Annotated in this window: 18 protein-coding genes; 7 read left to right on the top strand and 11 right to left on the bottom strand. The window is 71.0% G+C overall.

All coding sequences use genetic code 11. The annotated features are described in order from the left end of the window. Nucleotides 1-213: 213 nt before the first annotated feature. Genes EL245_RS08770 through EL245_RS08760 form a run of 3 tightly spaced genes read left to right on the top strand, consistent with a single transcriptional unit; the run spans nt 214 to nt 3,671 of the window. Complete coding sequence (locus EL245_RS08770) at nt 214-912, top strand: DUF4956 domain-containing protein (RefSeq protein WP_126382796.1); 699 nt, start codon at nt 214-216, stop codon at nt 910-912. 59 nt (nt 913-971) lie between these two features. Continuing rightward, a complete protein-coding gene (locus EL245_RS08765; protein WP_126382795.1) occupies nt 972-1,850 on the top strand; it encodes a polyphosphate polymerase domain-containing protein in 879 nt (292 codons plus the stop codon). Between the two features lie 54 nt (nt 1,851-1,904). Further along, nucleotides 1,905-3,671 (top strand): carbohydrate-binding domain-containing protein, encoded by a 1,767-nt coding sequence (locus EL245_RS08760; protein ID WP_126382794.1) that lies wholly within the window; start codon nt 1,905-1,907, stop codon nt 3,669-3,671. 100 nt (nt 3,672-3,771) lie between these two features. Here the strand turns inward: EL245_RS08760 and EL245_RS08755 are convergent, their stop codons facing one another. The 7 genes from EL245_RS08755 to EL245_RS08725 form a co-directional block, all read right to left on the bottom strand. Continuing rightward, nucleotides 3,772-5,622 carry a glycoside hydrolase family 13 protein gene (locus EL245_RS08755; RefSeq protein WP_126382793.1) on the bottom strand — a complete coding sequence of 617 codons (1,851 nt, stop codon included), beginning with the start codon at nt 5,620-5,622 and terminating at the stop codon, nt 3,772-3,774. Between the two features lie 82 nt (nt 5,623-5,704). Beyond that, nucleotides 5,705-7,618, bottom strand: a complete 1,914-nt coding sequence (locus tag EL245_RS08750) for a hypothetical protein (protein ID WP_126382792.1) — start codon at nt 7,616-7,618, stop codon at nt 5,705-5,707. Between the two features lie 185 nt (nt 7,619-7,803). Beyond that, the gene (locus EL245_RS08745; RefSeq protein ID WP_126382791.1) at nt 7,804-9,027 is read right to left on the bottom strand and encodes a type II toxin-antitoxin system HipA family toxin; all 1,224 of its coding nucleotides are present in this window, start codon (nt 9,025-9,027) and stop codon (nt 7,804-7,806) included. Beyond that, on the bottom strand, nt 9,024-10,673 hold the full coding sequence (locus tag EL245_RS08740; protein WP_126382790.1) for a DUF262 domain-containing protein: 1,650 nt from the start codon (nt 10,671-10,673) through the stop codon (nt 9,024-9,026). Before EL245_RS08740 ends, EL245_RS08745 begins: the two co-directional genes overlap by 4 nt. Before the next feature lie 100 nt (nt 10,674-10,773). Continuing rightward, on the bottom strand, nt 10,774-12,453 hold the full coding sequence (locus tag EL245_RS08735; RefSeq protein ID WP_126382789.1) for an L-serine ammonia-lyase: 1,680 nt from the start codon (nt 12,451-12,453) through the stop codon (nt 10,774-10,776). Nucleotides 12,454-12,512: 59 nt separating this feature from the next. Next, nucleotides 12,513-14,585, bottom strand: coding sequence for an alpha-amylase family protein (locus EL245_RS08730; RefSeq protein WP_126382788.1), 2,073 nt, complete (start codon nt 14,583-14,585; stop codon nt 12,513-12,515). Between the two features lie 301 nt (nt 14,586-14,886). Continuing rightward, nucleotides 14,887-15,426 (bottom strand): winged helix-turn-helix transcriptional regulator, encoded by a 540-nt coding sequence (locus tag EL245_RS08725; protein ID WP_232009698.1) that lies wholly within the window; start codon nt 15,424-15,426, stop codon nt 14,887-14,889. A 99-nt stretch (nt 15,427-15,525) separates the two neighbouring features. On the opposite strand from EL245_RS08725, the gene EL245_RS08720 reads away from it, so the two are divergent. Then, nucleotides 15,526-16,140 carry an NAD(P)-dependent oxidoreductase gene (locus EL245_RS08720; RefSeq protein ID WP_126382787.1) on the top strand — a complete coding sequence of 205 codons (615 nt, stop codon included), beginning with the start codon at nt 15,526-15,528 and terminating at the stop codon, nt 16,138-16,140. A 265-nt stretch (nt 16,141-16,405) separates the two neighbouring features. Beyond that, nucleotides 16,406-17,215, top strand: a complete 810-nt coding sequence (locus EL245_RS08715; protein ID WP_126382786.1) for a hydroxymethylpyrimidine/phosphomethylpyrimidine kinase — start codon at nt 16,406-16,408, stop codon at nt 17,213-17,215. 234 nt (nt 17,216-17,449) lie between these two features. Here EL245_RS08715 and ddaH read toward each other — a convergent pair whose 3' ends face one another. Continuing rightward, complete coding sequence (gene ddaH, locus EL245_RS08710) at nt 17,450-18,256, bottom strand: dimethylargininase (protein WP_331852827.1); 807 nt, start codon at nt 18,254-18,256, stop codon at nt 17,450-17,452. A 125-nt stretch (nt 18,257-18,381) separates the two neighbouring features. Here ddaH and EL245_RS08705 point away from each other — a divergent pair, with 125 nt between their 5' ends. Next, nucleotides 18,382-19,854 carry an amino acid permease gene (locus tag EL245_RS08705; protein WP_197719399.1) on the top strand — a complete coding sequence of 491 codons (1,473 nt, stop codon included), beginning with the start codon at nt 18,382-18,384 and terminating at the stop codon, nt 19,852-19,854. Between the two features lie 163 nt (nt 19,855-20,017). On the opposite strand, the gene EL245_RS08700 is transcribed toward EL245_RS08705, so the two are convergent. After that, on the bottom strand, nt 20,018-21,061 hold the full coding sequence (locus EL245_RS08700; protein ID WP_164719463.1) for an IS30 family transposase: 1,044 nt from the start codon (nt 21,059-21,061) through the stop codon (nt 20,018-20,020). 315 nt (nt 21,062-21,376) lie between these two features. Then, entirely contained in the window at nt 21,377-22,825 is a 1,449-nt protein-coding gene (gene dnaB, locus EL245_RS08695; RefSeq protein WP_408608366.1) for a replicative DNA helicase, read from the bottom strand. 483 nt (nt 22,826-23,308) lie between these two features. Here dnaB and EL245_RS08690 point away from each other — a divergent pair, with 483 nt between their 5' ends. Then, nucleotides 23,309-24,724, top strand: coding sequence for an MATE family efflux transporter (locus tag EL245_RS08690; RefSeq protein ID WP_126384274.1), 1,416 nt, complete (start codon nt 23,309-23,311; stop codon nt 24,722-24,724). A gap of 343 nt (nt 24,725-25,067) precedes the next feature. Here the strand turns inward: EL245_RS08690 and EL245_RS08685 are convergent, their stop codons facing one another. After that, nucleotides 25,068-25,961, bottom strand: a complete 894-nt coding sequence (locus tag EL245_RS08685; protein ID WP_232009696.1) for a hypothetical protein — start codon at nt 25,959-25,961, stop codon at nt 25,068-25,070. Between the last annotated feature and the right edge of the window lie 149 nt (nt 25,962-26,110).

Below are 26,110 nucleotides of genomic sequence, written 5' to 3'. Positions count from 1 at the left end.
AGCCGAGCGGCTGCCCGCCCAGCCGAGGCGCGCCCGCCCCGATGAGACGCTGCCCGCACCCGCCGCCACCGGGACCGCTGTGATCCGAACCCCATGCCTGAGGGACATGCCCTTCACAGGATCCTCATGGGCAGGGGCCGTTGACTCGTGGTCATCGAGGCCGACACCAGGTCGACCCACCGCCCACCGATCCAAGGATCAAGGAACCACCTTATGAGCCTCGCCTCCCTTGCCTACATCGCCGCAGACCTGCTCGCCCTGACCCTGCTCATCGGCGCCCTCTACCTGCCACGCCACGGACGCAAGGACCTCCTGGCCGCCTACATCGGCATCAACGTCGGTGTCCTGGCAGTGACCCTCCTGCTCGCCACCGCCACGATCTCCGCGGGTCTGGGCCTGGGGCTCTTCGGTGTCCTGTCGATCATCCGTCTGCGTTCGACCGAGATCTCCCAGCACGAGATCGCCTACTTCTTCGCGGCGCTGGCCCTGGGCCTCCTCGGAGGCATCGGCGCCCCGATCGCGGTGACCAGCCTGCTCATGGGCCTCGTCGTCGCCTCCCTGTGGATCGGGGACCACCCGGCCCTCGTGCGCCGCAACCGCCACCAGGTGGTCATGCTCGACCGTGCCATCGCCGACGAGCAGGCCCTCGTCGCCCACCTGGAGAAGCTGCTCGGCGGGACCGTGCGGAGCCTGGAGGTCCAGCGCCTCGACCTGGTCAACGACACGACCCTCGTCGACGTGCGCTACCGCCTCCACCGCACCCCCGCCTCCGCCGACGAGCGCCCTGGGGACACGCCGAGCGCCCTGCCCGCGACGCCCGAGTCCTCCCTGCTCGACGAGTGGTACAGCGCCCCGCACACACCCCCGCAGGTGCCCGCCTCCTACCAGCCCCAGCACGCAGCAGCTCGCTGACGACACGCCCCGGAGGCCCCGGGGCCCGGACCTGACGCCCGAGAGGAGATGACCCAGCCATGGCCGCCACCATCTGCCCGCCGCTTGACACCGGCCACCTCGCCCCCACGAGCCTGGAGGCCCTCAACGAAGCCGCCGGCCTGCTCACCCGTGTCGACCGCAAGTACCTCGTGCCCGCGGCCACCGTCCAGGACGTCACCAACGCCCTGAGCGGTCGGGCCCTCGCGCTGGAGATCGACGGCAGGCGTCGTTTCGCCTACGCCTCAACCTACTTCGACACCCCTGAGCTGAGCGCCTACATGCTCGCCGCCCGCAAGCGCCGCCGCCGGTTCAAGGTCCGCACCCGCGCCTACCTGGACTCCGGCACCTGCTTCCTCGAGGTCAAGACGCGCGGCGCACGGGACTCGACGGTCAAGGAGCGCATCCCCTACCCGCTCGAGGACGCAGACCGTCTCACTACCGAGGGCCTTCTCTTCGTCTCCGACTGCCTGGCGGCCTCAGGAATCTGCTCGCCCCAGTGCGGCCGGGACCTGGCCACCCGCCTCGTGCCGGTCATGGCGACCACGTACTGGCGTACGACGCTGCACCTGCCCGGGGACAGGGCGCGCACCACCATCGACACCGGCCTGACGTGGACGGCTCTGCGCAGGGACCGCTTCGGCACGGTGGACCGAGGACCGCTCCTGCCCGCGGGCGAGCTCGCCATCGTCGAGACGAAGAGCCCCGCGACCCCCGGACCCGCCGACCGCTTCCTGTGGTCCCAGGGCCACCGCCCCGCCCGGCTCTCGAAGTACGCCACCGGGATGGCCGCTCTGCGCCCCGGGCTCCCCGCCAACAAGTGGCACCGGGTCCTCACCCACGAGCTCGCCCCGGTCGCCCCTGGCACCCACGCGCCCCACCCGACCGCTCACGACCTGCCTCACCACCGCGCCGCCTGACGACGCACCAGACCGCAGACGGGCCACGGCCCGCCAACCAAGGAGAACAGACACATGAAGAACCCGCTCAAGGGCACCACCGCCCGCCGCGCCTCCGGCGCCATGGCCGCCCTGGCCTCGATCGCTCTCGTCGCCGCCTGCGGCTCGTCCCTGTCGCCCTCGGCCGACTCCGCCTCCGGCTCGTCGACCTCATCGACCTCGACGAGCTCGACTGCCTCCACGACCTCCACCTCCGGGACGGCGAGCACGAGCACCGACACGACAAGCTCGTCGGAGGAGACGAGCGCAACCGCATGGACCTCGATCTCCTCCTCGGTCGCCGAGGCCTCCACCGGTGCGAGCGCCGCGGAGGTCCTGGCCGCCAACGCCGACACCTCTGAGGCCGTCTCGGCGGCCACCGAGGAGGACACCGCCGGCACCTACGACTCCTCCTCGGCCACGACCATCACCGCCTCGGGAGACTCGGTCGAGGTCTCGGGCACCAACGCCGACGCCGTGAGCGTCGACGGGACCACCGTGACGATCACCGGGGCGGGCACCTTCGTGCTGACCGGGACCCTCGACGACGGCGAGGTCATCGTCAACGCCCCCGACGCCGAGGTGCGCCTCGTCGCGGAGAACGTGTCGATCACGAACGCCGACGGCCCCGCCGTCGACATCCAGGACGCCGGCACCGCCGTGCTCGTCCTGGCCGAGGGCAGCACGAACACGCTGGCCGACGGCGCCACCTACGCCGACACGAGCGAGGAGGCCGCCACGGCGACGCTCTTCTCCTCCGACACCCTCACCATCGCGGGCACCGGCTCGCTCGACGTCACCGGCAGCTCCAACGACGCGATCTCCTCGAAGAACGGGCTGGCCATCGTCGGCGACCCCACGATCACGGTCGACGCCGCCGACGACGGAATCCGCGGCAAGGACTACCTCGTGGTCAACGGCGGGACCCTGACGGTCACCGCCGGCGGTGACGGCCTCAAGGCCAGCGAGGACACCGACGAGACGCAGGGCTTCGTCGCCCTCGGGCAGGCCTCGGTCACCATCACCGCCGGTGACGACGGTGTGGCGGCCGTCACCGACGTGACCGTTGAGGACACGACCCTGACGGTGACCGCCGGCGGCGGCCAGGTCAACGCCGTCCCCGCCGAGGAGTCGGGCCCCGGCCAGCAGGCCGCGACCGAGGACACCTCGGACACGACCGCCTCCCCCAAGGGGATCAACGCGGGGGTGTCCTACACCCAGGACTCGGGCACGGTGGTGCTCGACACCGCCGAGGAGGGTCTCCAGGCGGCCTTCGTCAACATCGGCGGCGGCGAGCTGTCGGTGACCTCGGGCGACGACGGCATCAACGCCTCCAACGGCGACTTCACCATCGAGGGCTACGAGAGCGCGGACTCCGAGTCCGACGACGGCTCGGTGCTCACGATCTCGGGCGGGGCGGTGCAGATCGACTACGCCGCCTCTGACGGCATCGACTCCAACGGGTCGGCCTTCGTCACCGGGGGCCAGGTGGTCGTCGGCGGCTCGACCGGCTCCATGGACGGCGCCATCGACGCCAACGGCGAGACCACTCTCGTGGGCGTGACCGGTGACCCCTCGGTCTCGGCGGGGGACACGATCACGGTGACGAGCGCCGACGGCGACAGCTGGGAGCTGACGAGCATCATCTCGGCCGACTACATGACGGTCCTCGGCCTGACCGAGGGCACGGAGTACACCGTCGAGACCACCTCCGGCGGGTCGGCCACCGGGACCGCGTCCGCCCTGTCCTCCGGGGGCATGGGTGGCGCCATGGGTGGCGGCCAGCCGCCGCAGCAGGGCTGACCCCGGAACCGACCCCCGAGGCTGACCCCGGGCCAGGGACGCCCGAGCGCATCCGGCTCGACTGCCGGCCGCCCCGTTGTCCGCGGGGCGGCCGGCAGTGTCAGACGGTGGGCCGCAGCCAGGCGGTGGCGTCCCGGGGCAGGACCACGACCTGCCGGCCGCTGGGGTCGAGGTGCCGCAGGGGCTCGGCACTGGCCAGGAGCACCTCGCCGGCGGGCAGCTCGACGTCGTTACCGAAGGCCGTCCAGCACTGGAGGTCCCCGCGGGCGAAGGCCAGGACCTCCTCGTCCCGCCGCACCCAGCGCAGGGGCTCGCGGTTGGCCGCCCCCCACAGCTCGCGACGCAGCCGCAGGCCCTCGCGGTACAGGAGCAGGGTCGAGCCGGGCTCCGCCTCCTGCGTCTCGACGCTGTGCGCACCCCACCCGGCGGGCTGGGGCAGGTAGGGCGGCTCGGCGCCCTCGGGGCCGAAGCCGAAGGACGATCCCTGCCTCGCCCAGGGCAGGGGGACACGGCAGCCGTCGCGCCCCTTGTCGACTCCCCGGTTGCGCCGGGCGATGGGGTCTGCGAGCCGGTCCTCGGGGATGTCGGGGACCTCGGGCAGGCCCAGCTCGTCGCCCTGGTAGACGTAGAGGCCGCCGGGCAGCGCCATGACGACCAGCGCGGCGGCCCGCGCCCGGCGCTCGCCGAGGGCGGCGTCGTTGTGGGGCGCGGCTCCGTCGGACAGGATCCACTGGCGGGCCATGCGCAGCTGGACCCCCGCGGGGACGCCCTGGCCGCCCGGGTCGTAGGCGGCGTCCTGTCCCTGCGGCCCGTCCTGGTCGGGGCGGTCCTCGGAGAGGTCGAAGCCGTAGCGTGAGGCCACCCGGGAGGCGTCGTGGCAGCCCAGCACCCAGGTCGTCGAGCCGCACTCGGCCTCGTCGGCCAGGCCCGCCTCGATGGCCCAGGCGTAGGACCGGCTCGTGAAGTCGGCGTCCTGCATCTGGAAGTTGAAGGCCTGGCCGACGCTGGCCGCGTAGGCGGGTCGGCGTGAGGGGGCGACCCCGGCCTCGGCCACGGCGAAGCGCGGCGGGTCGTAGGAGTCGAGGACCTCCCGCCAGGCGGCGTAGATCTCGTGGACCTCGTCGCGGTCCATGAGCGGGTGGGACCCGTCCTCGGGCAGCGGCCACCAGGGGATCTCGGAGAAGGGGCGGTAGGGCTCGGACAGGTCCTTGGCCATGCCCAGGGCGACGTCGACACGGAAGCCGTCGACGCCGTGGTCGCACCAGAAGCGCAGGGTCGTGAGCAGGTCCTCGCGCACCTGGGCGTGGTCCCAGTTGAGGTCGGGCTGCTCGGGGGCGAAGACGTGGAGGTACCACTGGTAGGGCCGGGAGGTACCGGGTCCGGTCAGGGGGGCGCCGTCGGCGTCACGGTCATCGATGCGCTCCCAGGCGCTGCCCCCGAAGATGGATCGCCAGTCGTTGGGGGGGAGCTCGCCGTGCTCCCCGGCGCCGGGCCGCACGTGGTAGAGGCTCCGCTCCGGGGCATCCGGACCGCCGGCCACGGCGGCGCGGAACCAGGCGTGGCGGTTGGAGGAGTGGTTGGGGACGATGTCGACCATGACCCGGATGCCCGCGTCGTGGAGCGCGGCGACGAGCTCGTCGAACTCCTCGATGGTCCCGATCTGCGGGGCGACGGCGCGGAAGTCGTCGACGTCGTAGCCGCCGTCGGCCAGGGCTGAGGGGTAGAAGGGTGAGAGCCACACGGCGTCGACGCCCAGTGCGCGCAGGTAGGGCACTCGGCTCAGGATGCCCGCCAGGTCGCCGATCCCGTTGCCGTCGGCGTCGGCGAAGGAGCGGGGGTAGATCTGGTAGACGACGGCGTCGGCCCACCACGGCCGGGGACGGGCCGACGGTGCGTCACAGAGGTCGGAGGTGGGGGTGCCACCGGTGCTGGGCTGCGTCGTTGCGGTCACGGGGAGATCGTGCCACGGCTTTGGTGTATCGCAAAACCACGGTCGGGCCGGCGGCCACCTGCTGCGGCCCGCCCCGCCCGCCTTAGTTCGTCTGGCTGTTGGCGAGGTGGCGCCCGATGTAGCCGACAACGACCTTCCCGTACCCCGGCACGCCAGTGGCGTCGTGGAGGTAGAGCCGGGGGGAGACCGTGCCTGACTGGGCGATGACGAAGTGCTTATCCATGTAGATCCGGCCTTGATCGTTCCGGTCAGGTACCTGCTCAGGGACGGGCAGGACCCGTTCCCGTCGGTAGCGCTCGCGGTTGGCCACGGTCTCGGACTCAGTCGGCTTGTACCGGGAGCGCGGCACGGAGTGGAAGCCTTCAGGGGGCTGGCTCAGGTAGTCGTACAGGTTGTGTACCGGCACGGACTCGTCCTTCCGGGCACGGGCGTAGTCGTTGAGGGCTCGCAGGATGTCCCAGGTCTTGGCGAACCATGAGAACTCGTTCTGGTCGTCCAGGTCGATCGCACACTCCCAGTCGCAGGTGAAGTCGACGAGAGGCAGTGCCTGAGCCAGTCGTCCGTCCTGCGCCCACTCCGCCAAAGCCGGCCAGTCCTCCGGCGATGTCGGAGCGGGGGTACTCTCCTCACCCTTCCAGGCCTCGGCCCCGCGGCCCAGGACCTCGAGGCAGCGGCGCAGCCGCTCGACCTCGGCGCCGTGGCGCTGAGCCAGGGTCAGGGCCTGCCCCTTCTCCTCCAGAGCCACCGCGAGGTTGAGGTCGAGCTCGTCCCGCTCTGCGGCGAGGCTGTCGCGCTCGTCGACAAGGTCCTTGAGCTCCGCGTCAACCCGCTTGCGGAAGAGATCTGCCTCGTGGCGCACCTGGACGAGCTCGTCCCGGGCGGCGCGGAGTGAGTCCTCACGCACCGCAAGGGCCGTCGTCAGCGCCACGACCCGCCTGCGCTCCTGCTCGACGGCGGCCGTCTGAGCAGCGGACAAGGGGCGGGCGGGCACGGACCGCTCGACGCTGCCTTCGCCGGCTGCCTCGATCACGGGCAGTCCCTCGAGAGGTGTGACCGGAGTCGACTCCTGGGTCGGATCCTTCTTGAACTCGATCGCGTCGAGGTGCTGACCAAGAAGCGCGAGACAGCGGCGTGTCCGGCGGTCGAGGGCACGAACATTGGTGAAGGCGCGCGAGCGCCTAGTCATCACGAGCTTGGCTCGCCGTCGCAGGTAGTCATCCGCGAGACTCTGCGCCGTGAGGAATCGGTGGCGCGCAGCGTCGTCGGGATCGTTGATCCGAACGCCTGGCAGGAAGGTGCGCAGCGACCCCTCGCGCACCTCGTGGAGATCCGAGACACGCTCATTGAAGGCGCTGGTGGCCTCTGCGTCCAGGACGTAGGTGGCCGCTTGGCCCACGGTGTCGGCGGTGATCTCCTCCTTCAGGAACTCCACCCACGGCTGCAGGGGCAGGCTGCCCGATGTGCCAGCCACGAGGACCAGCCCGTGGTGGTCGTCCTCCTGGATCTCATCAAGCAGTGACGCTACCCCCTCGAGCCCCAGAACCTGAGGACAGCTGGCCAGGACGATGCCGTTGTCCTCGCACTCGAAACTGTCGAGCATCGTGCGCACGAAGCGCGGTACACCTGCGTCCCTGGGGCGCAGCCGGTCCTTGTCCGAGGGTGGTGCGTCGATCTCGACACTCACCCGGGCGGGCTCCGACCGCCTTTGGCGACCTGCGACCATGACCTGACTGGTCCACTTGTCCTCACCCACGCCCTCGATCACGACGAAACCGAAGATCCGTTCCCCCGACCTGTCCTCCACGGAGTCGACGAGGAAGAACTCGAGACCATCAGCAGGACGCAGCCTGTCACCGGGATGGAGCTCGTCAAGACCACCTAGCCCCAGGCGCTTGCGGTGCTTGCGCTCGGCCCACTCGATCATGACCCGCTGGATCTTCGGGACGGCCGTGTCCACTGGTTCCTTGACGTTGAAGGTGCTGCGGTAGGCGAGCATCGTCACTCACTCCTCGGTGCCTGTTTGGTGGACCTCCGCGGTCCGGCTGCCACGTTAGGGCAGGGTTGAGACACGAACGCGGATCTTCGATCCCATGGCGCACCGTGTCCTGCCGAGGCCACGACAACACGCTTGACGAGCGTCGCCGCACCGGCCGCCACCCGAGCGCTCGGGTCCCTGCCTGCTCAGGGTGCCGCCGCGGGTCGGGTCAGGCGGGCCGTGGTGGACTCGAGGTGCGCATCGACCCACCGGCGCACCCGGTCGGGGGCGTCATGGTCCTCCCACACCGACCGGAAGCTCTCGACTGTCTCATCGAGGACGTCACGCACGTCCTCGCGCCCGACACCCAGATGGTGCTCAACCCGCTCGAAGTGCTCGCGTCCCACCTCATCGAGGCGCTGAGAGCCGAGGAACGGCAGGCCGAGCAGCTCAGGCAACTCGGGGTAGGCGGCGGTGCACACGAGGTCGTAGGCGGGTGAGAGCCGGGCACGGCGGCCGTCGGGGTAGATGAGGGACCAGTTCTTCAGGTGGGCGTCGCCGTTGCCGACGAGCAGGTTGAAGACGGTCCTGCGCACTGCCTCCTGGAGTGAGTCGTGGTCCTGTCCGCGGTAGGCCAGGCCGAGGACCGTCTCGACATTGGACCGGTACTTGCCATCCTCAGCACCGACGCGCCCGAGGACCTGCGCGAAGTCCTCGATGTGGACGCGTCCGGCCGGTGAGCGGTCGAAGCGGCGCACGGCGTAGGCATCCGTCTCCCGGGAGGGCCAGGCGCCGGGACCGAGGTCATCGACGCTGTCACGGTCCCACAGGCTGGCCTCGGGCACGTCGATTCCGACCCGGCGGGCCAGGCTCATGACGGCGAGCTCATTGGCGGGCAGACCAGGGTAGGACTGGTCCGGCGTCTTGAGGATCCAGTCCCCGTCCTCGTCGTGGGCGGGGACGACGAGGCGATCTCCCTGACGGCTCATGGAGAACTTGAGTGCCATCCCTGCCAGGGAGGCCCGGCGCGGGCCCCGGGCGGATGCGGGATCCCGCTCCGGGGAGGCAAGCGCGTCGTCGAATCCGGCCTCGACCCTCTGGTCAGGGTCCGGGACGACGGACACCGCCCCCGGCAGGTCGCGGCCGATCCGCTCAAGCAGTTCCATCTCGCGGTGCTCCGACACCTCCTGCTCCCGAGCGATGAGGGCACGCAGCCTCCCCTCGGGCAGGAGGTTGGAGAACCAGGCCGGAACCCGGTTCGTCGCGTGCGGCTGCTCGCGCGGGTGGTCCTCGAACCACCGCCCCAGGACCATCCGGTGGGGGCGGTCCCAGTAGTCGGCGTCGAAGACAAGCTTCGTGAAGCGCCCTCGGTGCTGGAGGGATCCCACGTGCTCGCCGTGGAGAAGCACCGCGTAGACCACTTCGTTCATGCTCCGACCTCGGGATCGCCGACGACGTAGTCGGTCAGCGGCGGGGTGTCCTCCTGGTCCCAGGCGGTCCTGGCGGCGATGAAGTCCTCGAGGTAGCTGTTCAGCATCCGGGCGCGAGCCTCGACGGCCTCGATAAACCTGTTGTCCTGCATCAGCGCAACGACATCTCGGTTGAGAAGCAGCGAGCTGAGCGCCCCATCGCCCAGCTCCGGCAATCCCGCCATGACCTCGCGCTGGTCCACGACAGCGAAGACCTTGGCCGCGGCAATGGGGGCTCCCTGCTCGAGCTCGGCCACGGGGACGAGGTCGGCGACCACCGCGCTCGGCGTCATCTCTCCATCGAGGTGCTCGCGCAGCTGCTCAACCGTGATCGGCTCCCCGGTCCTCACATCCACGGGTCCGCGGTTCCACTGCGCGGCCAGGATGAGCTTGCTGTCCGACCGGGTGGCACGGAACACCGAGAGGTCCGGGGAGCGCGGGCTGTCGGGCAGTTTGGCTCGCGCGAGAAGACGCTGCACGGAGTCCGATTCCTCTCCGGCGACGAGGCAGGAAGCCATGGCACGGAGGTCTGCCTGCGAGCCGCTGATCCTGAGTTGGTCCGCCCCCGCACTCGTCCTCCACAGCCACCGGGAGAGCAGCTCGAGGTTCCGCTGATCCGGATCAGGAAACAGTGCGAAGAACCGCGTAGAAATCAGAAGCTGGAAACGGAACGAGAGCAGGGCCGCATGTGGCACGCTGCAGCGCTGCTGTAGAAAGCGAACGGCCTTGATGAGAGCCGACTGGGCACCCTCGAGGGCCTCCTGCTCGGTCTCCTCCGGGAAATCAGTCACCGTCCGCCACGAGTCGCTGAACTCCGCCTGGATCTCCTTTGCCTCACGGGAGATGTCCGGATGACGGCGCACGAGGATCGCCTGCACGATGATCTTGTCCGCCAGGACCCCGAATGATGTGGCGTCGTCGATGTGGGCGGCGATGAGCGACGTCGTGAGCCCCATAGCCGGACGAGTGTGGATGGCGTTGAAGATCTCCGCGCTGCTCAGCAGCCTTCCCCGGTTGTTGATCCGGTCGAAGACCTCACGCAGGACCTCCTCGTCGGCTTCCTCCATGACCGTGGCGGGAACGGAGGCGGTATTGAGCCTGCCGGCCACCTCCTGGATGTGGGCGGCGTGCTCCGATGCGTCGGGGTTGTCGCTCAGCCAAGCCAGGGCCCGGGAGAAGTCGAAGAGGTCGGGCAGTGGGATGACCAGCGCCTGGCTGTTGGAACGCAGGGGCACCACCTCGCGGTCCTTCAGGGAGTATCCGACCGCGAAGGGGGGATTGGCCCCCGCCACCGGGTCGACGACGTTGACGAGGCTCGTGATGCGCTGCTGGCCGTCCACCACCCACAGGGCGTCCGTGCGAGCCTCAGCCCGCAGCCGCAGCGCGCCGATCAGCAGGTCGTCAGCCTCGGCCTCGCGCTGCCACAGCAGGAGGCTGCCGATGGGGTAGCCCCTGAGGACGGAGTCGATCAGGCTGATGACATCACGGTGCTCCCACCGGAAGGATCGCTGGAACTGCGGAATGCGGATGCGTCCGGAACGCACAAGCGTGCGCAGTGCAGCGATGCTGTATGCCTGTGGCGTCGACAGAGCCCGGGACCCATCCATGCCCCCAGTATGCCGTCGGCCTACGACGCGAACCCGGCTCCGTCCCGGTCCTCCGGCCCGTGTCTCCCGTGCGCCTCCTGCGCCGTCGACGTCGCTCCCCTCAGCACTCGACGACGTTGACGGCCAGCCCCCCGCGCGAGGTCTCCTTGTACTTGGCGAGCATGTCCTCCCCGGTCTGTCGCATCGTCTCGATGACCGTGTCGAGGCTGACGGCGTGGCGCCCCTGGCCCCACAGCGCCATGCGGGCGGCGTTGATGGCCTTGACCGCGGCGACCGCGTTGCGCTCGATGCACGGGATCTGCACGAGGCCGCCCACCGGGTCGCAGGTCAGGCCCAGGCAGTGCTCCATCGCGATCTCGGCGGCGTTCTCCACCTGGGCGGGAGTTCCCCCGAGCGCCTCGGCCAGTCCGGCCGCCGCCATCGACGAGGCCGATCCGACCTCCCCCTGGCAACCCACCTCCGCCCCGGCGATCGAGGCGTTGGTCTTGATGAGCGCCCCCACGGCGGTGGCGGCCAGGAGGAAGCGGTGGACGCCGTCGTCGTCGGCCCCCGGGATGAAGCCCTCGTAGTAGGCCAGGACAGCCGGGACGATCCCCGCCGCGCCGTTGGTCGGGGCCGTGACGACCCGACGGCCGGCGGCGTTCTCCTCGTTGACGGCCAGGGCGTAGAGGTCTACCCAGTCCATCCCGCGCAGGGGGTCGGCCATGGCGAAGGCGCGCATCGGTCCCGTGGCCTGCGCGGTGAGCCGCTCGTGGAGGGCCCGGGCACGGCGCCGGACACCGAGGCCACCGGGCAGGACGCCGTCGGCCTCCAGTCCCGCGGCGATACATGACGACATAGTGTCACGAAGTTTGTCGAGGTAGGCGCGGACCTCCTCCTCGGGCCGCGCGGAGACCTCGTTGGCCAGCACGACGTCGGAGACCCGCAGCCCCTCGCGCTCGCACACCGCGAGCAGCGCCGCGCCGGTCGAGAAGGGGAAGGGGGCGGGGGTGGCGTGCACCTCGGTGGTCGTGGCCGCCGACAACGCCCGGATCGAGGGCGTCCCGGGCTCACCGACGTCGTCCATGACGAAGCCTCCCCCCACCGAGTAGTAGGTGCGGCCCAGGATCTGCCCTCCGGCTGCGCAGGAGGCGGTGATCGTCAGGGCGTTGGGGTGGTAGGGCAGGACGCGTCCGGGCAGGAAGGTGATGTCGGAGTCGGCGTTGAAGGGCACGGGGGCCACCCCGTCGACGACGAGCACGCCGGAGGCTCTGACCTGCTCGACCAGGCCCTGACAGACCTCGGTGGGCACCGTCTCGGGCTCGTATCCGGCCAGCCCCATGACGACGGCGCGGTCGGTGGCGTGACCCCGGCCGGTCGCGCCCAAGGAACCGAAGAGGTCGACGGTCAGCCGCGCCACCGGCTCGGTGCAGCCCTCCCGCAGGTTGTGCGCACCCGAGCCCACGCGCAGGGAGGCGTCGAGCACCCCGGCGAGCTCGGCGGCGAAGGACCGCCCGGCGCGCATCGGACCGACAGTGTGCGAGGATGATGGACCGATCCCCACGCGCATGATGTCGAAGACGCTCAGCGGCCGGGAGGCCCGCGCGGCGGTGAACTCCCCGGCGAGAAGCGCGGCCGGCGTGGCGGAGTCCAGGGCCGTGGGCACGAGGGTCGTGTCAGGGCCGTCGGCGGCGACCGGCACCGCCTCTGGGGTCGGCAGCACCGTCAGGCGTGAGCCCCGGGCCTTCCGGGCGGCGCCACCGGTTCCCGGCACGCTCGGGGCATGGTCGTGCACACTCATGAGCCCATGATGCACGTCACGTGCACGAGTGCGCGTGCTGAAGCGCGCACCCGACCGGCTCAGTCGGTGGCGCGCACGAGCCACCAGGCGGCGTACGGCGGCACGGGGACCCTGCCGTCCCCGGCGCCCTCGAGCGTCGTCGAACCTGCCGGGACCGTGTCGGTCAGGACGTCGACGGCGCCGAGGACTCCGTACTCGGCCAGGAGCCAGGCGGGCACCGACCTCCAGTCCGGTGTCACGTTGTACACCCCGACGAAGCTGCCGCGCGGGTGGTCGCGGAAGGTGACGAGCACGCCGTCGTCGTCGACCGGGGCGACCTCGGTGCGCACCTCCGCGCTCAGCTGCGGCAGCCCGGCCCGGACCCGCCCCAGGTGCGCGAGGTCGGTGAAGACCCTGCCCTCAACCGTCGAGCGGTCGTGGCGGTTGGCCACCCGCGCCTCGTCGAGGACCGGGCGTCCGGCCCACCGGGAGTCGGCCTCGTGCCCGGGCTCGGTGTCCCAGTTCGGGTCGTTGAACTGACCGAGCTCGTCGCCGCTCCAGATGACCGGCACCCCTCCCCAGCCGTAGATGATTGCATTGGCCAGTCGCAGGGCGTTGAAGCGCTCCTCCAGCCACGTGCGCAGCTCCTCCTCGCGCCAGGCGGGGGTGCGCTCGTCGATGCCCTCGACCGCCTCGGCAGCCGACTCGATGCCGATCAGGGAGGCGGCGGTCCCGGCGATGCGGCGGTCGTTGGTGACCGGGTTGTACTGGAAGACCAGGCCGCGGGCGTCGGAGGCGGGGTAGACCCCGCGGTACCAGTCGGACAGGAACAGCCGGTGCCAGTACCCGTTGAGCCCCACGGCCCCGGCGTCGGCGTCGTCGATGGCCCAGCCGATGTCGTCATGGCACCGGATGTAGGTGATCCACGTGCCGCTGGCGGGCTCGACCGGCAGGTTGCTCAGCGCGTGCACGGCCAGGGTCACGGTGCGCGTGGCCAGCATCGACCAGATCTGGACCATGAGGGAGTTGTGGTAGGCCAGGTCGGAGACCTTGCCGGTGTAACGGCCCTGACCCAGGTACTGGAGAAGCTCGGTGGGTGCCACGATCGCCTCGGCCTTGAGGACGACGGCGGGGCTGGCGATACGCGTGACGGCTCGCAGCACCTCGGTGATGGCGTTGACCTCGGGCTGACCCTGGCAGTCGGTCCCCTTGCGCTTGATCGTGAAGGCGATCGCGTCCAGGCGCAGCACCTCGACACCCTTGTTGGCGAGGTTGAGGACGATGGAGACGTACTCCTCGAGCACCTGCGGGTTGCGCCAGTTGAGGTCCCACTGGAAGGAGTTGAAGGTCGTCCACACCCAGCCGCCGGCCTCCTCGTCCCAGGTGAAGTTCCCCGGGGCGAAGTCGGGGAAGATCTCGGGCAGCGTGCGCTCGTACTCGTCGGGCTCGGTGCGGTCGGGGAAGATGAAGAAGTAGTCCCGGTAGCGCTGCTCGCCGGCACGGGCCCGCCGGGCCCACTCGTGCTCGGCGGCCACGTGGTTGAGAACGAGGTCGACGACGAGGCTCATCCCCTCCTTGCGCAGCTCACCGGTCAGGTGCGCGAGGTCGTCCATGTCACCCAGGTCGGGATGCACGGAGCGGTAGTCGGCCACCGCGTAGCCGCCGTCGGAGTCCCCGGGCCGCGGGGTGAGCAGCGGCATGAGGTGGAGGTAGGTGACCCCGAGCTCGCGCAGGTAGGGGATGCGCTCCTCCACCCCGCGCAGGTCCCCGGCGAAGCGCTCGGTGTAGCCGGCGTACCCGATCCGTCCCGGGGACTGGATCCACAGGGGGTCCAGGGTGCGGGCCAGGTCGAGGCTGCGTAGCTCGGGATCCCGCTCGAGGTAGGCGCCGGCGGCCTCGACGAGCAAGGAGGTGGCGGTCGTCGTGGCGAGCGGCTCGCCGTAGAGGGTGATGAGCCCGTCGATGAGGTCGGGGTACCAGCGCTCGATGCGGGAGGTGAGGATCTCCCGGCTGACGGCGTCGATGCCGGATGCGTCCAGGACGTCGTCGACGGCGTCGCGCACCTCGGCCGGCACCTCGGCGGCGAAGGCGGACCAGGTGGGGGCCGAGGCGGGCAGTGCGGGGCCGGCGGCGGCGTGCTTGGGGGCGCTCATGGTCCTATGGTCGCTGAAGAGACCATCGATTGGCAGCCCTTCGAGAGGCCGATCTCCGACGAGGCGCGCCCGCCTTCCTGTTCCGGCACCACCTGCGACCGACGAGGTCGCCCTGTGGTGCGTGAGGTCGTTCCCCAGGCCGTGACGTCGACTCTTTCGAGGTGAGGTCGCATGCCCGACCTGCGACCTCACCTCGCGAGGTGCGACCCCACGAGCGTCCGCACGACCCGCCACTCCCAGCCGATCGGGGTCTGCGACCAATGACGCCCCATCAGGCCCGGTGACGCACGATCGGGCCCGGTCAGGCTCGGTCGTGCGCCTCGCGGTGGGCCAGGACCTCCTCGGCGTGCTCCTCCACCCAGGCGCGCAGGACGGCGATCGGCTCGATGAGACCGGAGCCCAGAGGAGTCAGGGAGTAGTCCACCCTCGGAGGGACCCCGAAGGTCTGCTCACGCCTGACAAGACCGTCGCGCTCCATGGAGCGCAGCGTCTCGGTCAGGACCTTCGCGGTCACGCCACCCACCTCGCGCCGCAGCTCGCTGAAACGCCGCGGCCCGCGCGCGAGCACGGTGACGACCAGGGGGGTCCAGCGGTCGACGAGATGCCGCAGGACCGTGCGCGACGGGCAGGCCGGGGACAGGACGTCGAAGGAGTGAACCGGCTGGACCGGAGCGGTCGAGGGGCCCGGGGCGCTCGCACGCCCGGCTCCAGCGACAGGGCGCTCGGTACCGGGCACTCGCGCCCCGGCACCAGGATCCGGCCCGGGGACCCCCGGGCCGGGCGCCTCAACGGGCGCCGCTGTCGACGTCTCAGCACTCGGGGAACCAGCTCTCCGTGACACAGCACACTCCTTAGTTACCTTGAGGTACTTAGTTTCTCAATCATATCGTCGGGTTGTCGGCGAGGCTACCGCATCGCCCGGACACCGTGAGGAGAGATCATGAACATCACCGTCATCGGCGGGACCGGCGCCGCCGGATCGGCCGCCGTCGCCGAGGCCGCCCGTCGGGGCCACACCGTCACCTCCGCCACCCGCTCAGGCCGCCACGCCGAGGGCGCTGCGGCCGACGTCGTCGTCGACCTGGCCGACACCGAGGCGGTCCTCGCCCTGGTCAACGCGGCCAACGCCACCATCATCGCCGTGTCCCCCGACCGCACGGGCGGGCCCGTCCAGCCGACGGTCGAGGCCTTCTCCGCCCTCATCAGCGCACGCCCCACCGGCCGACTCATCGTCGTCGGCGGAGCCGGGTCCCTCATCGACGCCCAGGGGGTGCGCCTCGTCGACCACCCGGACTTCCCCGAGGCCTACCGCGCCGAGGCGCGCGCCTTCACCGAGGTCCTCGACCTCTTCCGGGCCGCAGGAGACGACCTGGCCTGGACCCTTGTGTCACCCGCGCCCTTCTTCCCCGCCGAGGACTCATCCGGCGCCTACGTGCTCGGTCAGGACAGCCCCGTGGGCGAGAGCCTGTCGGCCGCCGACCTCGCCCTGGCCCTGCTCGACGAGGCCGAGCGCGACGCCCACCGGGGCAGGCGGTTCACGGTCGCCTCAGCCTGAGCGACCACCGGCGGGCGGGCCGGGAGCCAGCAGAGCGACTCCGGACAGCCAACCCGACCACCGGCGCGCGGGCGGGCCGGAGCATGTCTGCGACCACCTCGGTGACAGGCAGCCCGACCACCGGCGCGCGGGCTGGCCGGAGGGGCACGATGACCCCGGAACGGGGGCCGATCCTGCCCCGGCCTGCCCCGGCCCGCCCGTCCCGCCCGGCCCGCCCGTCGGGCGTCGCGTGCACCGACCACCCTCCTGGTGCAGGCTAGGCGCCATGAGCGACTCCCCTCCGATCGTCCTGACCATCGCCGGCTCCGAGGCCTCCGGCGGCGCCGGCGCCCAGACCGACCTCAAGACCTTCCACCAGCTCGGGGTCTTCGGCTGCACCGCACTGACCTGCATCGTCTCCTTCGACCCCGCCAACGACTGGGGCCACCGCTTCGTGCCCGTCGACCCGCAGGTCATCCACGACCAGATCGAGGCGGCGGTGGCCGTGCACGGCCGCGTCGACGCCGTCAAGATCGGCATGCTCGGCACCGTCCCCACCATCGAGACGGTGGCCAGGGCCCTGGGCGAGTACGACTTCCCCCACGTCGTGGTCGACCCCGTCCTCATCTGCAAGGGCCAGGAGCCCGGTGCCGCCCTCGACATCGACAACGCGCTGCGCGAGCTCGTCCTGCCCCACGCCACCGTGGCCACCCCGAACCTCTTCGAGAGCGAGGTCCTCTCCGGCCTCGGGCCGATCGAGGACGTCGAGGGCCTCACGGCGGCCGCCCGCGCCATCCACGACCAGGGAGTCCCCGTCGTCGTGGCCAAGGCCGGGACGCTCCTGGGCACCGACACGGCCCTCGACGTCTACGACGACGGCACCGCACAGGTCCTCGAGGTCCCGGCCGTCGGCCGCGAGCGCGTCTCAGGCGCCGGGTGCACCCTGGCAGCCGCCATCACGGCCGAGCTCGCCAAGGGGGCCGACCCGCGCGCGGCCGCGGTCACCGCCAAGGACGTCGTCGTGTCCTCCATCGAGCACCGCATGCACGGGGCAGCCCCCTTCGACTGCGTCTACCAGGGTCGCTACCGGGGCTGAGGGCGAGCCGCGCCGGACCACCCAACCGGGCCGGGCGCGGAGGGCCGCGACGTCTCACCGACCACCAGCCCGCGGGCCGTTGTCCAGACGTGCCCTGGTCGACTCACTCAACGCCGCACCGGCCGCCCGCCCGCAGGCCGCCCTCACCCCTCGCCCCGCCTCGTCCCGAGGATGACGACGGCGCCGACGCTCCCTGCCGTGGGGGCGCCGGCGCCGTCGTCGAGGACCGCGGTCTCAGGAGGGGCAGCCCCGCAGGCGGACGGACAGGCAGGTCACGCAGCCCTCGAGCTTCTCGTACTCGGAGATGTCGACCGTCGTGACCGTGTAGCCCCGGGAGCGGAACAGCTCGGCGGAGCGGGGGGCGTCGGCGGCCATGAGGATCCGGTCGCCCCCCAGGAGGACGACGTGGGCCCCGGACTCCTCGGGCACGGCCAGGAAGGAGTCCCACACGCTCGGGTCGTCCACAAGCGGCTCGTAACCGACGACGGTGCCGTCGGGCAGGGCGGTGACGGCCGACTTCAGGTGCAGGACCTTGGTGAGGGGGACCCCGATCGTCTCGGCGCCCTCAGCGGCCAGGTGCTCGCGCAGCTGGCGCACGCCCTCCTCGTTGGTGCGGCCTCCCAGGCCGACCCACACGGTGCCGCCGAACTTGAGGACGTCACCGCCGTCGAGCGTGCCGGGGGCCTCGATGCGCTTGACGTCGTAGCCCAGCGCGGCGACAGCCTTCTCGGCACCGACGGTCTCGGGCTTGCGGGCGTCGGCTCCCGGGCGGGTGATGACGGCGGTGCGGCCGTAGACGACGACCGCGTCCTCGACGAACACCGAGTCGGGGCAGTCGGGGGCGGGCTCGACCTCGATCGTCTCCCAGCCCTGGGAGTGGAGCGCGTCGACGTAGTCCTGCCACTGACGCTGAGCCAGATCAAGGTCGATCTCGCTGCGCTCGATGTGGGTGACGAGGCCCTCGGCGAGGCGGGGGCTCGGACGACGGACGAGGGCCTTGGTGACCTCCGTGGTCTCCGTGATCTCCATGGGTGACTCCAGTTCCTGGGACGTATCGCGACGTGATCGCGCCGTTATGCTAGGACTCTATCCGCTGCGGCTCTCCTGCCGCATCTCGGGCCGCCGCAACGATGCGGGGGCCCGACCCCACGACGACGGAGGTCCCCATGAGTGGACACCCCCACACCGCAACCGCCCCCCAGGCCGGCTCCCTCCAGCGCCGGCTGCGCACCCGTCACGTCAACCTCATCGCGATCGGCGGAGCGATCGGCACCGGTCTGTTCGTCGGTACGGGCGTGTCGATCGCCGACGCAGGGCCGGGTGGCGCGCTGCTCAGCTACGGCGTCATCGGCCTGGCGATCTTCTTCATGATGGGGGCGCTGGGAGAGATGGTCACCCACCGGCCGGTGGCCGGGGCCTTCGAGACCTACACCGGGGAGTACGTCGAGCCGGCGCTCGGGTTCACGGTGGGCTGGATGTACTGGTACTCGTGCGCCATGACGATCGCCGTTGAGCTGGTCGCCTCCTCGATCATCATGAAGTACTGGTTCCCCGGCTCCCCCTCCCTGCTGTGGAGCGCCCTGTTCCTGGGGATCATCCTGTCCCTCAACCTCTTCTCCGCCCGGATCTTCGGGGAGTCCGAGTTCTGGTTCGCAGGCATCAAGGTCATCACGATCATCGTCTTCCTCATCCTGGGCGTGGCGATGATCGTCGGCATCATGGGCGGCCACGAGGGCGGCCTGGGGAACTGGACCACCGGCGAGGCGCCCTTCGTGGGCGGATGGGCCGGGACGACCTCGGTGCTCATGGTCGCCGGGTTCTCCTTCATCGGCGTGGAGTCGGCCGCCGTGGCGGCCGGTGAGGCGGAGAAACCCCGCACGACGATGCCCCGGGCCATCAACTCGGTGTTCCTGCGGATCATGATCTTCTACGTCGGGGCGATCGCGGTCGTGGCGACGCTCGTGGCCTACACCGACCCCAACCTGCTCCAGGCCTCCGAGGAGAACATCGCGGCCAGCCCCTTCACCCTCGTCTTCGAGCGGGCCGGACTGGCCATCGCGGCCGCCTTCATGAACGCCGTCGTGCTCACCTCGGTGCTCTCGGCCGGCAACTCCACGCTCTACGTCGGGTCCCGACTCCTGTACTCCATGGCCGGATCGGGACGGGCCCCGCGGGTCTTCGCCCGGGTCTCGCGCTCCGGGGTGCCGGTGTGGGGCGTGCTCGCCACGGTCGGGATCTCGATGCTCGGCTTCCTGTCCAGCCTCGTGGGCGACTCGGTGGCCTACACCTGGTTCTACAACGCCACCGGCCTGACCGGTTTCATCGTGTGGGTGGGGGTGTGCCTGGCTCACCTTCGCTTCCGCGCCGCCTGGAAGGCGCAGGGGCGCACGGTCGCGGACCTGCCCTACCGGGCCAAGCTCTTCCCGGTGGGCACCTGGTTCGCCCTCGTCGTCTTCGTCCTGGTCATCATCGGGCAGGGCGTCAACCTGGCCCTGTCCGGATTCACCTGGTACGGCCTGCTCGTGGCCTACGTCGGGCTGCCCATCACGGTGGCGCTGTGGCTGGGCTTCAAGCTCGTCCGCGGATCCCGGCTGACACCGCTGCGCGAGATCGACCTGTCCGCGCAGGACGTCGAGTAGGGGCGCCCGCGGGCGGGCAGGGCGTTGTCGGGACGTCGTCGGGTCCTGACAGGACGACGTCCCGGATGCGGCGATCTCGAGGTGTCACTTGTCCCGATCTCGAGGTGTCATTTCTCCCGATCTCGAGGTGTCACTTGTCCCGATCTCGAGGTGTCAGGTGGTTTCAGGTGGTGAGTGCAATGGTGGTGTCGTGTTCTGTTTTCTGCAGGAGCCTGTTGAAGGCTTCTGCGGGTGTGGCCCAGTCTAGGGTCTGGCGGGGGCGGGTGTTGAGGAGGTGCTGGGCCTGTTCGAAGGCGTGGAGGGGGTAGGTCGACAGGTCGGTGCCTTTGGGGAAGAACTCGCGGATCAGGCCGTTGGTGTTCTCGTTGGTTCCTCGTTGCCAGGGGCTGTGGGGGTCGCAGAAGTACACCTCGAGGTTGGTGGCGGTCCTGAAGCGGGCGACCTGGGCCATCTCGCCGCCCTGGTCCCAGGTCAGGGACCGGGCCATGGAGCGGGGCAGGCCCTTGATCATGGTCTCCAGCACCGTGGCCACGGTGGTGGCGGTGTGGTCGGTCAGCAGCGGGGCGATCAGGACCAGGCGGGTGGTGCGTTCGACCAGGGTGATCATCGCGGTGCGGTTGCCCGCGCCCATGACCAGGTCGCCCTCCCAGTGGCCTGGCACGGCCCGGTCGGCGACCTGGGCCGGGCGGGTGCTGATACGCGCGTCGGCCAGCCAGGGCCTGGAGGCCAGGGGCCCGGCCAGGGCCGAGCGTGGCACGCGCCGACTCCGCCCGGTGCGCAGCCTGTAGTGACGGCCCAGCTCGGCGCGCAGCGTCCCTCGGCCCTGGACGTACAGGGACTGGTAGATCGTCTCGTGGCTCACACGAAGATCATCGCGCTCGGGGTGGTCCGCAGCCAGACGGCGGCTGATCTGCTGGGGCGACCACCGCTGTCTCAGGCCCTGGACCACCAGGGCCCGCAGCTGGTCGTTGGAGTCCAGCACACGCGCCTTGGGCCGTGCCCTGGCGGCCCGGGCCTGGGCGTGGCGGGCCTGGGGGTCGTAGGCCTGCCGGCCCCCGCCGGCAGCGACCTCGCGGCTGACCGTGGAGACAGCCACCCCCAGGAACCGGGCGATCGAGGCCAGGGAATCACCCCTGGCCAGGCCCGCAGCGATCGCGCCGCGCCCCTGAGCCCCCAGACGCCTGCCGTGCCCGGTACCCCGGACCATCACCTCGAACCCGTCCCCCGACCCGCCCCGACCACGCCCAGCAGGCCTGGTCGTCCCGACCATCCCGCCCTCCCTGGCCCCGTGCCGCATCCTCATACCCCACAGCCTGCACCAGTCCGACACCGTGGACTGAGGCACCGAGAAACAAGCCCCCGCCTCGCGAGCCAACCAACCCGACTCGATCAGCTCCCGCACACCATCGCGAACCACACCAGGCCACACCCCACGCACCACAACCAGCCCCTCTCCCAAGCACCACCCATTGCACTCACCCCCTGAAACCACCTCACTTGTCCCGATCTCGGGGTGCGGGGGTCACTCGTAGGCGGGCTCGCCACCCATGTCACGGGCCATGTTGGCGAAGCGCGACAGGTGCCCCTGGAAGGCTACCGGGATGACCTTGGTCTGGCCGTTACGGTGCTTGGCCACGATGATGTCGGCCTCGCCCGGGCGCTCCTCGGGCTGGTAGTACTCCGGGCGGTGGAGCAGCATGATGATGTCGGCGTCCTGCTCCAGCGATCCGGACTCGCGCAGGTCCGACATCTGCGGCTTGTTGCCGGTGCGCTGCTCGGGACCACGGTTGAGCTGGGCCACCGCGATCACCGGGATCTCGATCTCCTTGGCCAGGAGCTTGAGGGACCGGGAGAACTCCGAGACCTCCTGCTGGCGCGACTCGACCCGCTTGCCCGAGCTCATGAGCTGGAGGTAGTCGATGACCATGAGGCCCAGGCCGTGCTGCTGCTTGAGCCTCAGGGCCTTGGAGCGGATCTCGGGCATCGTGAGGTTCGGGGAGTCATCGATGTACAGGGGCGCCTCCGACACCGGGTTGTAGGCGCGGGCCACGTCCTCCCAGTCGCGCTCGTTCATCGTCTTGCCACCGCGCAGCTTCGTCATGTCGACCCCCGACTCCGCCGACAGGATGCGCATCATGAGCTCCATGCGCCCCATCTCGAGGGAGAAGTAGCAGCTGGGAATGGGCCTGCCGTCCGGCCCGCGCGCGTGGATCGAGGCCGAGCGGCAGAAGTCGACCGCCAGGGTCGACTTGCCCATGGCCGGTCGCGCCGCGACGATGATCATCTGCCCGGGGTGGAGACCTCCGGTCAGCTCGTCGAGCTCGACGAAGCCCGTGGGCACACCGGTCATCTGCCCGCTGTCTCGCGCCTGCCCCGCCTCGATCTCGAGGTTGGCCTCGTTGAGGAGCGCGCCGACGTTGACGTAGTCCTCCTTTTGGCCCTCGTGGTGGGCCACCGAGTAGACCTCGGCCTCCGCCAGGGTGACGAGCTCGGCGATGTCCCCCGCGTCGGTGGAGTAGCCCAGCTGGGTGATGCGGGTCCCCGCCTGGACCAGGCCGCGCATGAGGGACTTCTCCTTGACGATGCGCGCGTAGTAGGCGGCGTTGGCTGCCGTCGGGACCGTCGCCATGAGGCTGGCCAGGTAGGGGGCTCCACCGACCCTGTCCAGCTCGCCCCGCTTGGCCAGCTCGTCGGCGACGATGAGCGGGTCGGCCGGCTCGGTGCGGTTGTAGACCTCGACGATGGCGTCGAAGATCGACTCGTGCGCGGGCTTGTAGAACTCGGGGCCGCGCAGCACCTCGATGACGTCGGTGATCGCGTCCTTGCTCAGGAGCATCCCACCGAGGGTCGCCATCTCGGCGTCGAGGTCCTGGGGCGGGACCCGGTCGAACTCGCCGTCGAAGCGGGCGGCCGCACGGTCCCGCTCGGCGCCGCGACCGGCGGGCACACCGGTGTGGTCGATGTCGGTCAAAGGGTCCCTCCTGACGCACCGACGCACGCCTGCCAGCGGTGCCCGCGCGAGGCTATCGACCGTCCCGGGCGGAGGCAAACGGAAGGCGAGGCGCCCATGTGGATAACCCGGGGCAGCCTGTGGACGCGGCGGCGCGCGCTGGGGACGCGGCGCTGCCCCTCGGTGGGTCCGGCGGTGGACACCAGAGGGGAGACGGAAGTCACGCCAAGGATGGATTCCCGGAATGGCGGGCATTCTCGCAGGTCCCAGGCGCATGGCGACATGCTGAGGCGAAGGGCGATCAAATCTGTGGATAAGTGGGAAACTCTGTGGAAGACCTCGATGTCGGGCTCAGTTGTTATCCACATGAGACTCACCGTCGGCGCCCAGCGCCCGCCCGTTCCACCTGCAGGGACCACAGGGTTCTCAGTGAGTCACGTGTGGTATAAGAGGATCCCTAGGTCCTGACATCCCTACGACCCGCCGATCGGAGTCGCCGTGCCCATGACGGCTGTCGGGCGCCGCCCATCAGGCGCCCTCGACAGACAGATCCTGGCCCTTGCCCTGCCCGCGCTCGGGGCCCTCGTCGCCGAGCCGGTCTTCGTCCTGGTCGACTCCGCCATGGTCGGGCACCTGGGGGCTGCCAGCCTGGCCGGGCTGTCCCTGGCCTCCACCGTCCTCACGACGCTGGTCGGCCTCTTCGTCTTCCTGGCCTACTCGACCACGGCGACCACCGCCCGGCTCTTCGGGGCGGGCGACCGACGCGCGGGCCTGCGTGCGGGCGTGGACGGCCTGTGGCTCGCCCTGCTCCTGGGCCTGGGGGCGGCCGCGCTCCTGGGGGCGTGCGCCCCGCGGGTGACCGGTCTTCTCGGCGCCCAGGACGCGGTGGCGGTCAACGCCGTCGCCTACCTGCGCGCCTCAGCCGGTGGTTTGCCGGGGATGCTCGTCGTCCTCGCCGCCACCGGCACGCTCAGGGGACTGCTCGACACACGCACCCCCTTCGCCGTGGCAACCGCGGGAGCTGTCCTCAACGTCGCGCTCAACGCCGTCCTCATCTACGGCCTCGGGATGGGGGTGGCCGGCTCGGGCCTGGGAACCGCTCTGTCTCAGACGGCGATGGCGGTCGCCCTGGGAGCGCCCGTGCTTCACGCGGCCCGGCGTGAGGGGGTCGCGGTGGCGCCCCGGATCGCCGGCCTGGGGACCTCCCTGGGCGCCGGCCTGCCCCTGCTCGTGCGCACGATCTCCCTGCGCCTGGCGCTCCTGGCCACCGTGTGGAGTGCCACCTCTCTGGGGCCCACCGCCCTGGCGGCGCACCAGGTCGTGGCCGCCGTCTGGGGCCTGACAGCCTTCGCCCTCGACGCCCTGGCGATCGCGGCGCAGGCACTCATCGGGCGGGCCCTGGGAGCCGCACAGGCCCGGGCCGCAGGCGGCACCGGGTCCGGGCCGGGGGCCACCGGCACCGCACCCCCCGAGGATCCTGAGGGCGTCGGAGAAGTCCGCGCTGTCCTGCGACGCAGCCTGGTCTGGGGCGTCGCCTCCGGCGCGGTCCTCGGCACCGCGGTGGCCGCTCTCAGCCCGTGGCTCCCTCGGCTCTTCAGCCCGGAGCACGCCGTCGTCGGGGCCGCCTCACCCGCGCTGCTCATCGCGGGCACCGCCATGCCCATGGCCGGAGCGGTGTTCCTTCTTGACGGGGTGCTCATGGGCGCGGGCGACGGGCGCTACCTGGCGTGGGCGGGCGTCGTCACGCTCCTGCCCTACCTGCCTCTGACCGCGCTCATCGCTCAGGGCTGGCCCGAGCCCGGCACCGGCGCGCTCATGTGGCTGTGGGCCGCCTTCGGGTGGGTGTTCATGGGGGCGCGTCTCGCGACGACCGGCCTGCGTACCCGCCACCTCGCGGCCTTCGCACCCCGTCCGTCCTGAGCACCCGCCCGTCCCGCCCCACCTCACCCATCGCGTTCGTACCCTACGCACCGCCTACGCACCCAGCACCCGCCGCGTTCGTACCCTACGCACCGCCTACGCACCCAGCACCCGCCGCGTTCGTACCCTGCGCACCGCCTACGCACCCAGCACCCGCCGCGTTCGTACCTTATGCCTCGAGAGCGCACCTTTATCGACCGCTCTCGAGGCATAAGGTACGAAACCGGTGTAGCGCGCGGCCGGCCCCGGCAGCGCGGGCGGTCTCGCCCCGGTAACCGGCGGTCTCGCCCCGGTAACCGACTGCGCAGGCGGCGCACTGCGAGCGCCGCCTGCGACCACCGATCTAGGCCCACAGCTCGGGCACCGGCTGCGAGGACCGCGCGACATCGTCCGGGAAGGCCGCGAGCAGGCGGCTTCCCAGTGCGGCCGGGGACCCGAGGTCCTCCCACACCACTCTGACCAGGCGCCAGCCTGCAGCAGTGAGCGCGTCCTGCCTGCGCTTCTCAGCCCACAGGTCAGACTCCTCGGTGTACTTGAGTCGACCGTCGAACTCGACGGCAACACGCCATCGGGGCCAGGCGAGGTCAGGGAAGAACACTCCCGCCGCGGTGGCGACCGGCTCCTGAAGCACGGCGGCCGGTAGACCGGTCGCCGCCGCGATCCACCGGGTCCTGCTCTCACCCGGGGACTCGGCGAAGGGCGAGGCCATCGCCGCGACCGCCCGGGCCCGACGCGCACCGGCGCGCACGCCCTGGGCGGCAACCTCGTCAACCAACTGCCCGTGGAGCTCGGCGAAGCGCGCCTCAGCCTCAGCCCGCCGACGCCGGTCAGGCCGGCACAGGCAGCGCAGGGCCGAGTCGAGCACCATGATCGAGTCCCGGGCGGGCAGGTCGAAGGCGCAGTCGACAGCCGTCCGCAGGATGTCAGTGACCGGAAGGCCGTTGACCGTCACGAATCGTGCCTGCGGGACACGCACGCGCCGTCGACGCAGAAGCACCCCGGCCCGACCGGTGCCCACGACCGGCAGCACGAGCGCCGAGCGGTGCGGGTTGGAGGTGACGACAAGGCTCACATCCGGCTCCGGGTGCGGGAGCCACAGTCCGTGAACGAGCGCCGCCGACTCGTGGCTGAGCCCGCGGGCGGAGGGGACGGTGCGAAGTGCCGCGACGCAACGCGCCAGGGAGACCTCGTGGCGCTCCCGCCAGGAGTCGTCGCACGCAGGCAGGTCGGCGTACACGCCACGACGAAGCCGTACCGGGTGCACCAGGCCGCGGGGCGGCCGGGACGAGACAAGGACGACTGGCGGGTCGGGCGGGCAGGGAGTGGTCTGCATGCCCACCAGGCTGGGGGATGCGACCGCGGCAAGGCGAGCGAAGGGCTCGAGCC

Source organism: Actinomyces howellii, from assembly GCF_900637165.1.
Taxonomy (GTDB): Bacteria; Actinomycetota; Actinomycetes; order Actinomycetales; family Actinomycetaceae; genus Actinomyces; species Actinomyces howellii.
The sequence above is the reverse complement of the archived record's forward strand: the minus strand, read 5'-3'. Positions and strand labels throughout refer to the sequence as shown.

What these genes read in the sequence shown, in the direction of transcription:
- EL245_RS08690 (WP_126384274.1), top strand. Translation starts at nt 23,309, where the DNA reads ATGACGGCTGTCGGGCGCCGCCCATCAGGCGCCCTCGACAGACAGATC.
- EL245_RS08715 (WP_126382786.1), top strand. Translation starts at nt 16,406, where the DNA reads ATGAGCGACTCCCCTCCGATCGTCCTGACCATCGCCGGCTCCGAGGCC.
- EL245_RS08750 (WP_126382792.1), bottom strand. Translation starts at nt 7,618, where the DNA reads ATGCTCGCCTACCGCAGCACCTTCAACGTCAAGGAACCAGTGGACACG.
- EL245_RS08740 (WP_126382790.1), bottom strand. Translation starts at nt 10,673, where the DNA reads ATGGATGGGTCCCGGGCTCTGTCGACGCCACAGGCATACAGCATCGCT.
- EL245_RS08765 (WP_126382795.1), top strand. Translation starts at nt 972, where the DNA reads ATGGCCGCCACCATCTGCCCGCCGCTTGACACCGGCCACCTCGCCCCC.
- EL245_RS08760 (WP_126382794.1), top strand. Translation starts at nt 1,905, where the DNA reads ATGAAGAACCCGCTCAAGGGCACCACCGCCCGCCGCGCCTCCGGCGCC.
- EL245_RS08730 (WP_126382788.1), bottom strand. Translation starts at nt 14,585, where the DNA reads ATGAGCGCCCCCAAGCACGCCGCCGCCGGCCCCGCACTGCCCGCCTCG.
- EL245_RS08745 (WP_126382791.1), bottom strand. Translation starts at nt 9,027, where the DNA reads ATGAACGAAGTGGTCTACGCGGTGCTTCTCCACGGCGAGCACGTGGGA.
- EL245_RS08735 (WP_126382789.1), bottom strand. Translation starts at nt 12,453, where the DNA reads ATGAGTGTGCACGACCATGCCCCGAGCGTGCCGGGAACCGGTGGCGCC.
- EL245_RS08700 (WP_164719463.1), bottom strand. Translation starts at nt 21,061, where the DNA reads ATGGTCCGGGGTACCGGGCACGGCAGGCGTCTGGGGGCTCAGGGGCGC.
- EL245_RS08720 (WP_126382787.1), top strand. Translation starts at nt 15,526, where the DNA reads ATGAACATCACCGTCATCGGCGGGACCGGCGCCGCCGGATCGGCCGCC.
- EL245_RS08705 (WP_197719399.1), top strand. Translation starts at nt 18,382, where the DNA reads ATGAGTGGACACCCCCACACCGCAACCGCCCCCCAGGCCGGCTCCCTC.
- EL245_RS08770 (WP_126382796.1), top strand. Translation starts at nt 214, where the DNA reads ATGAGCCTCGCCTCCCTTGCCTACATCGCCGCAGACCTGCTCGCCCTG.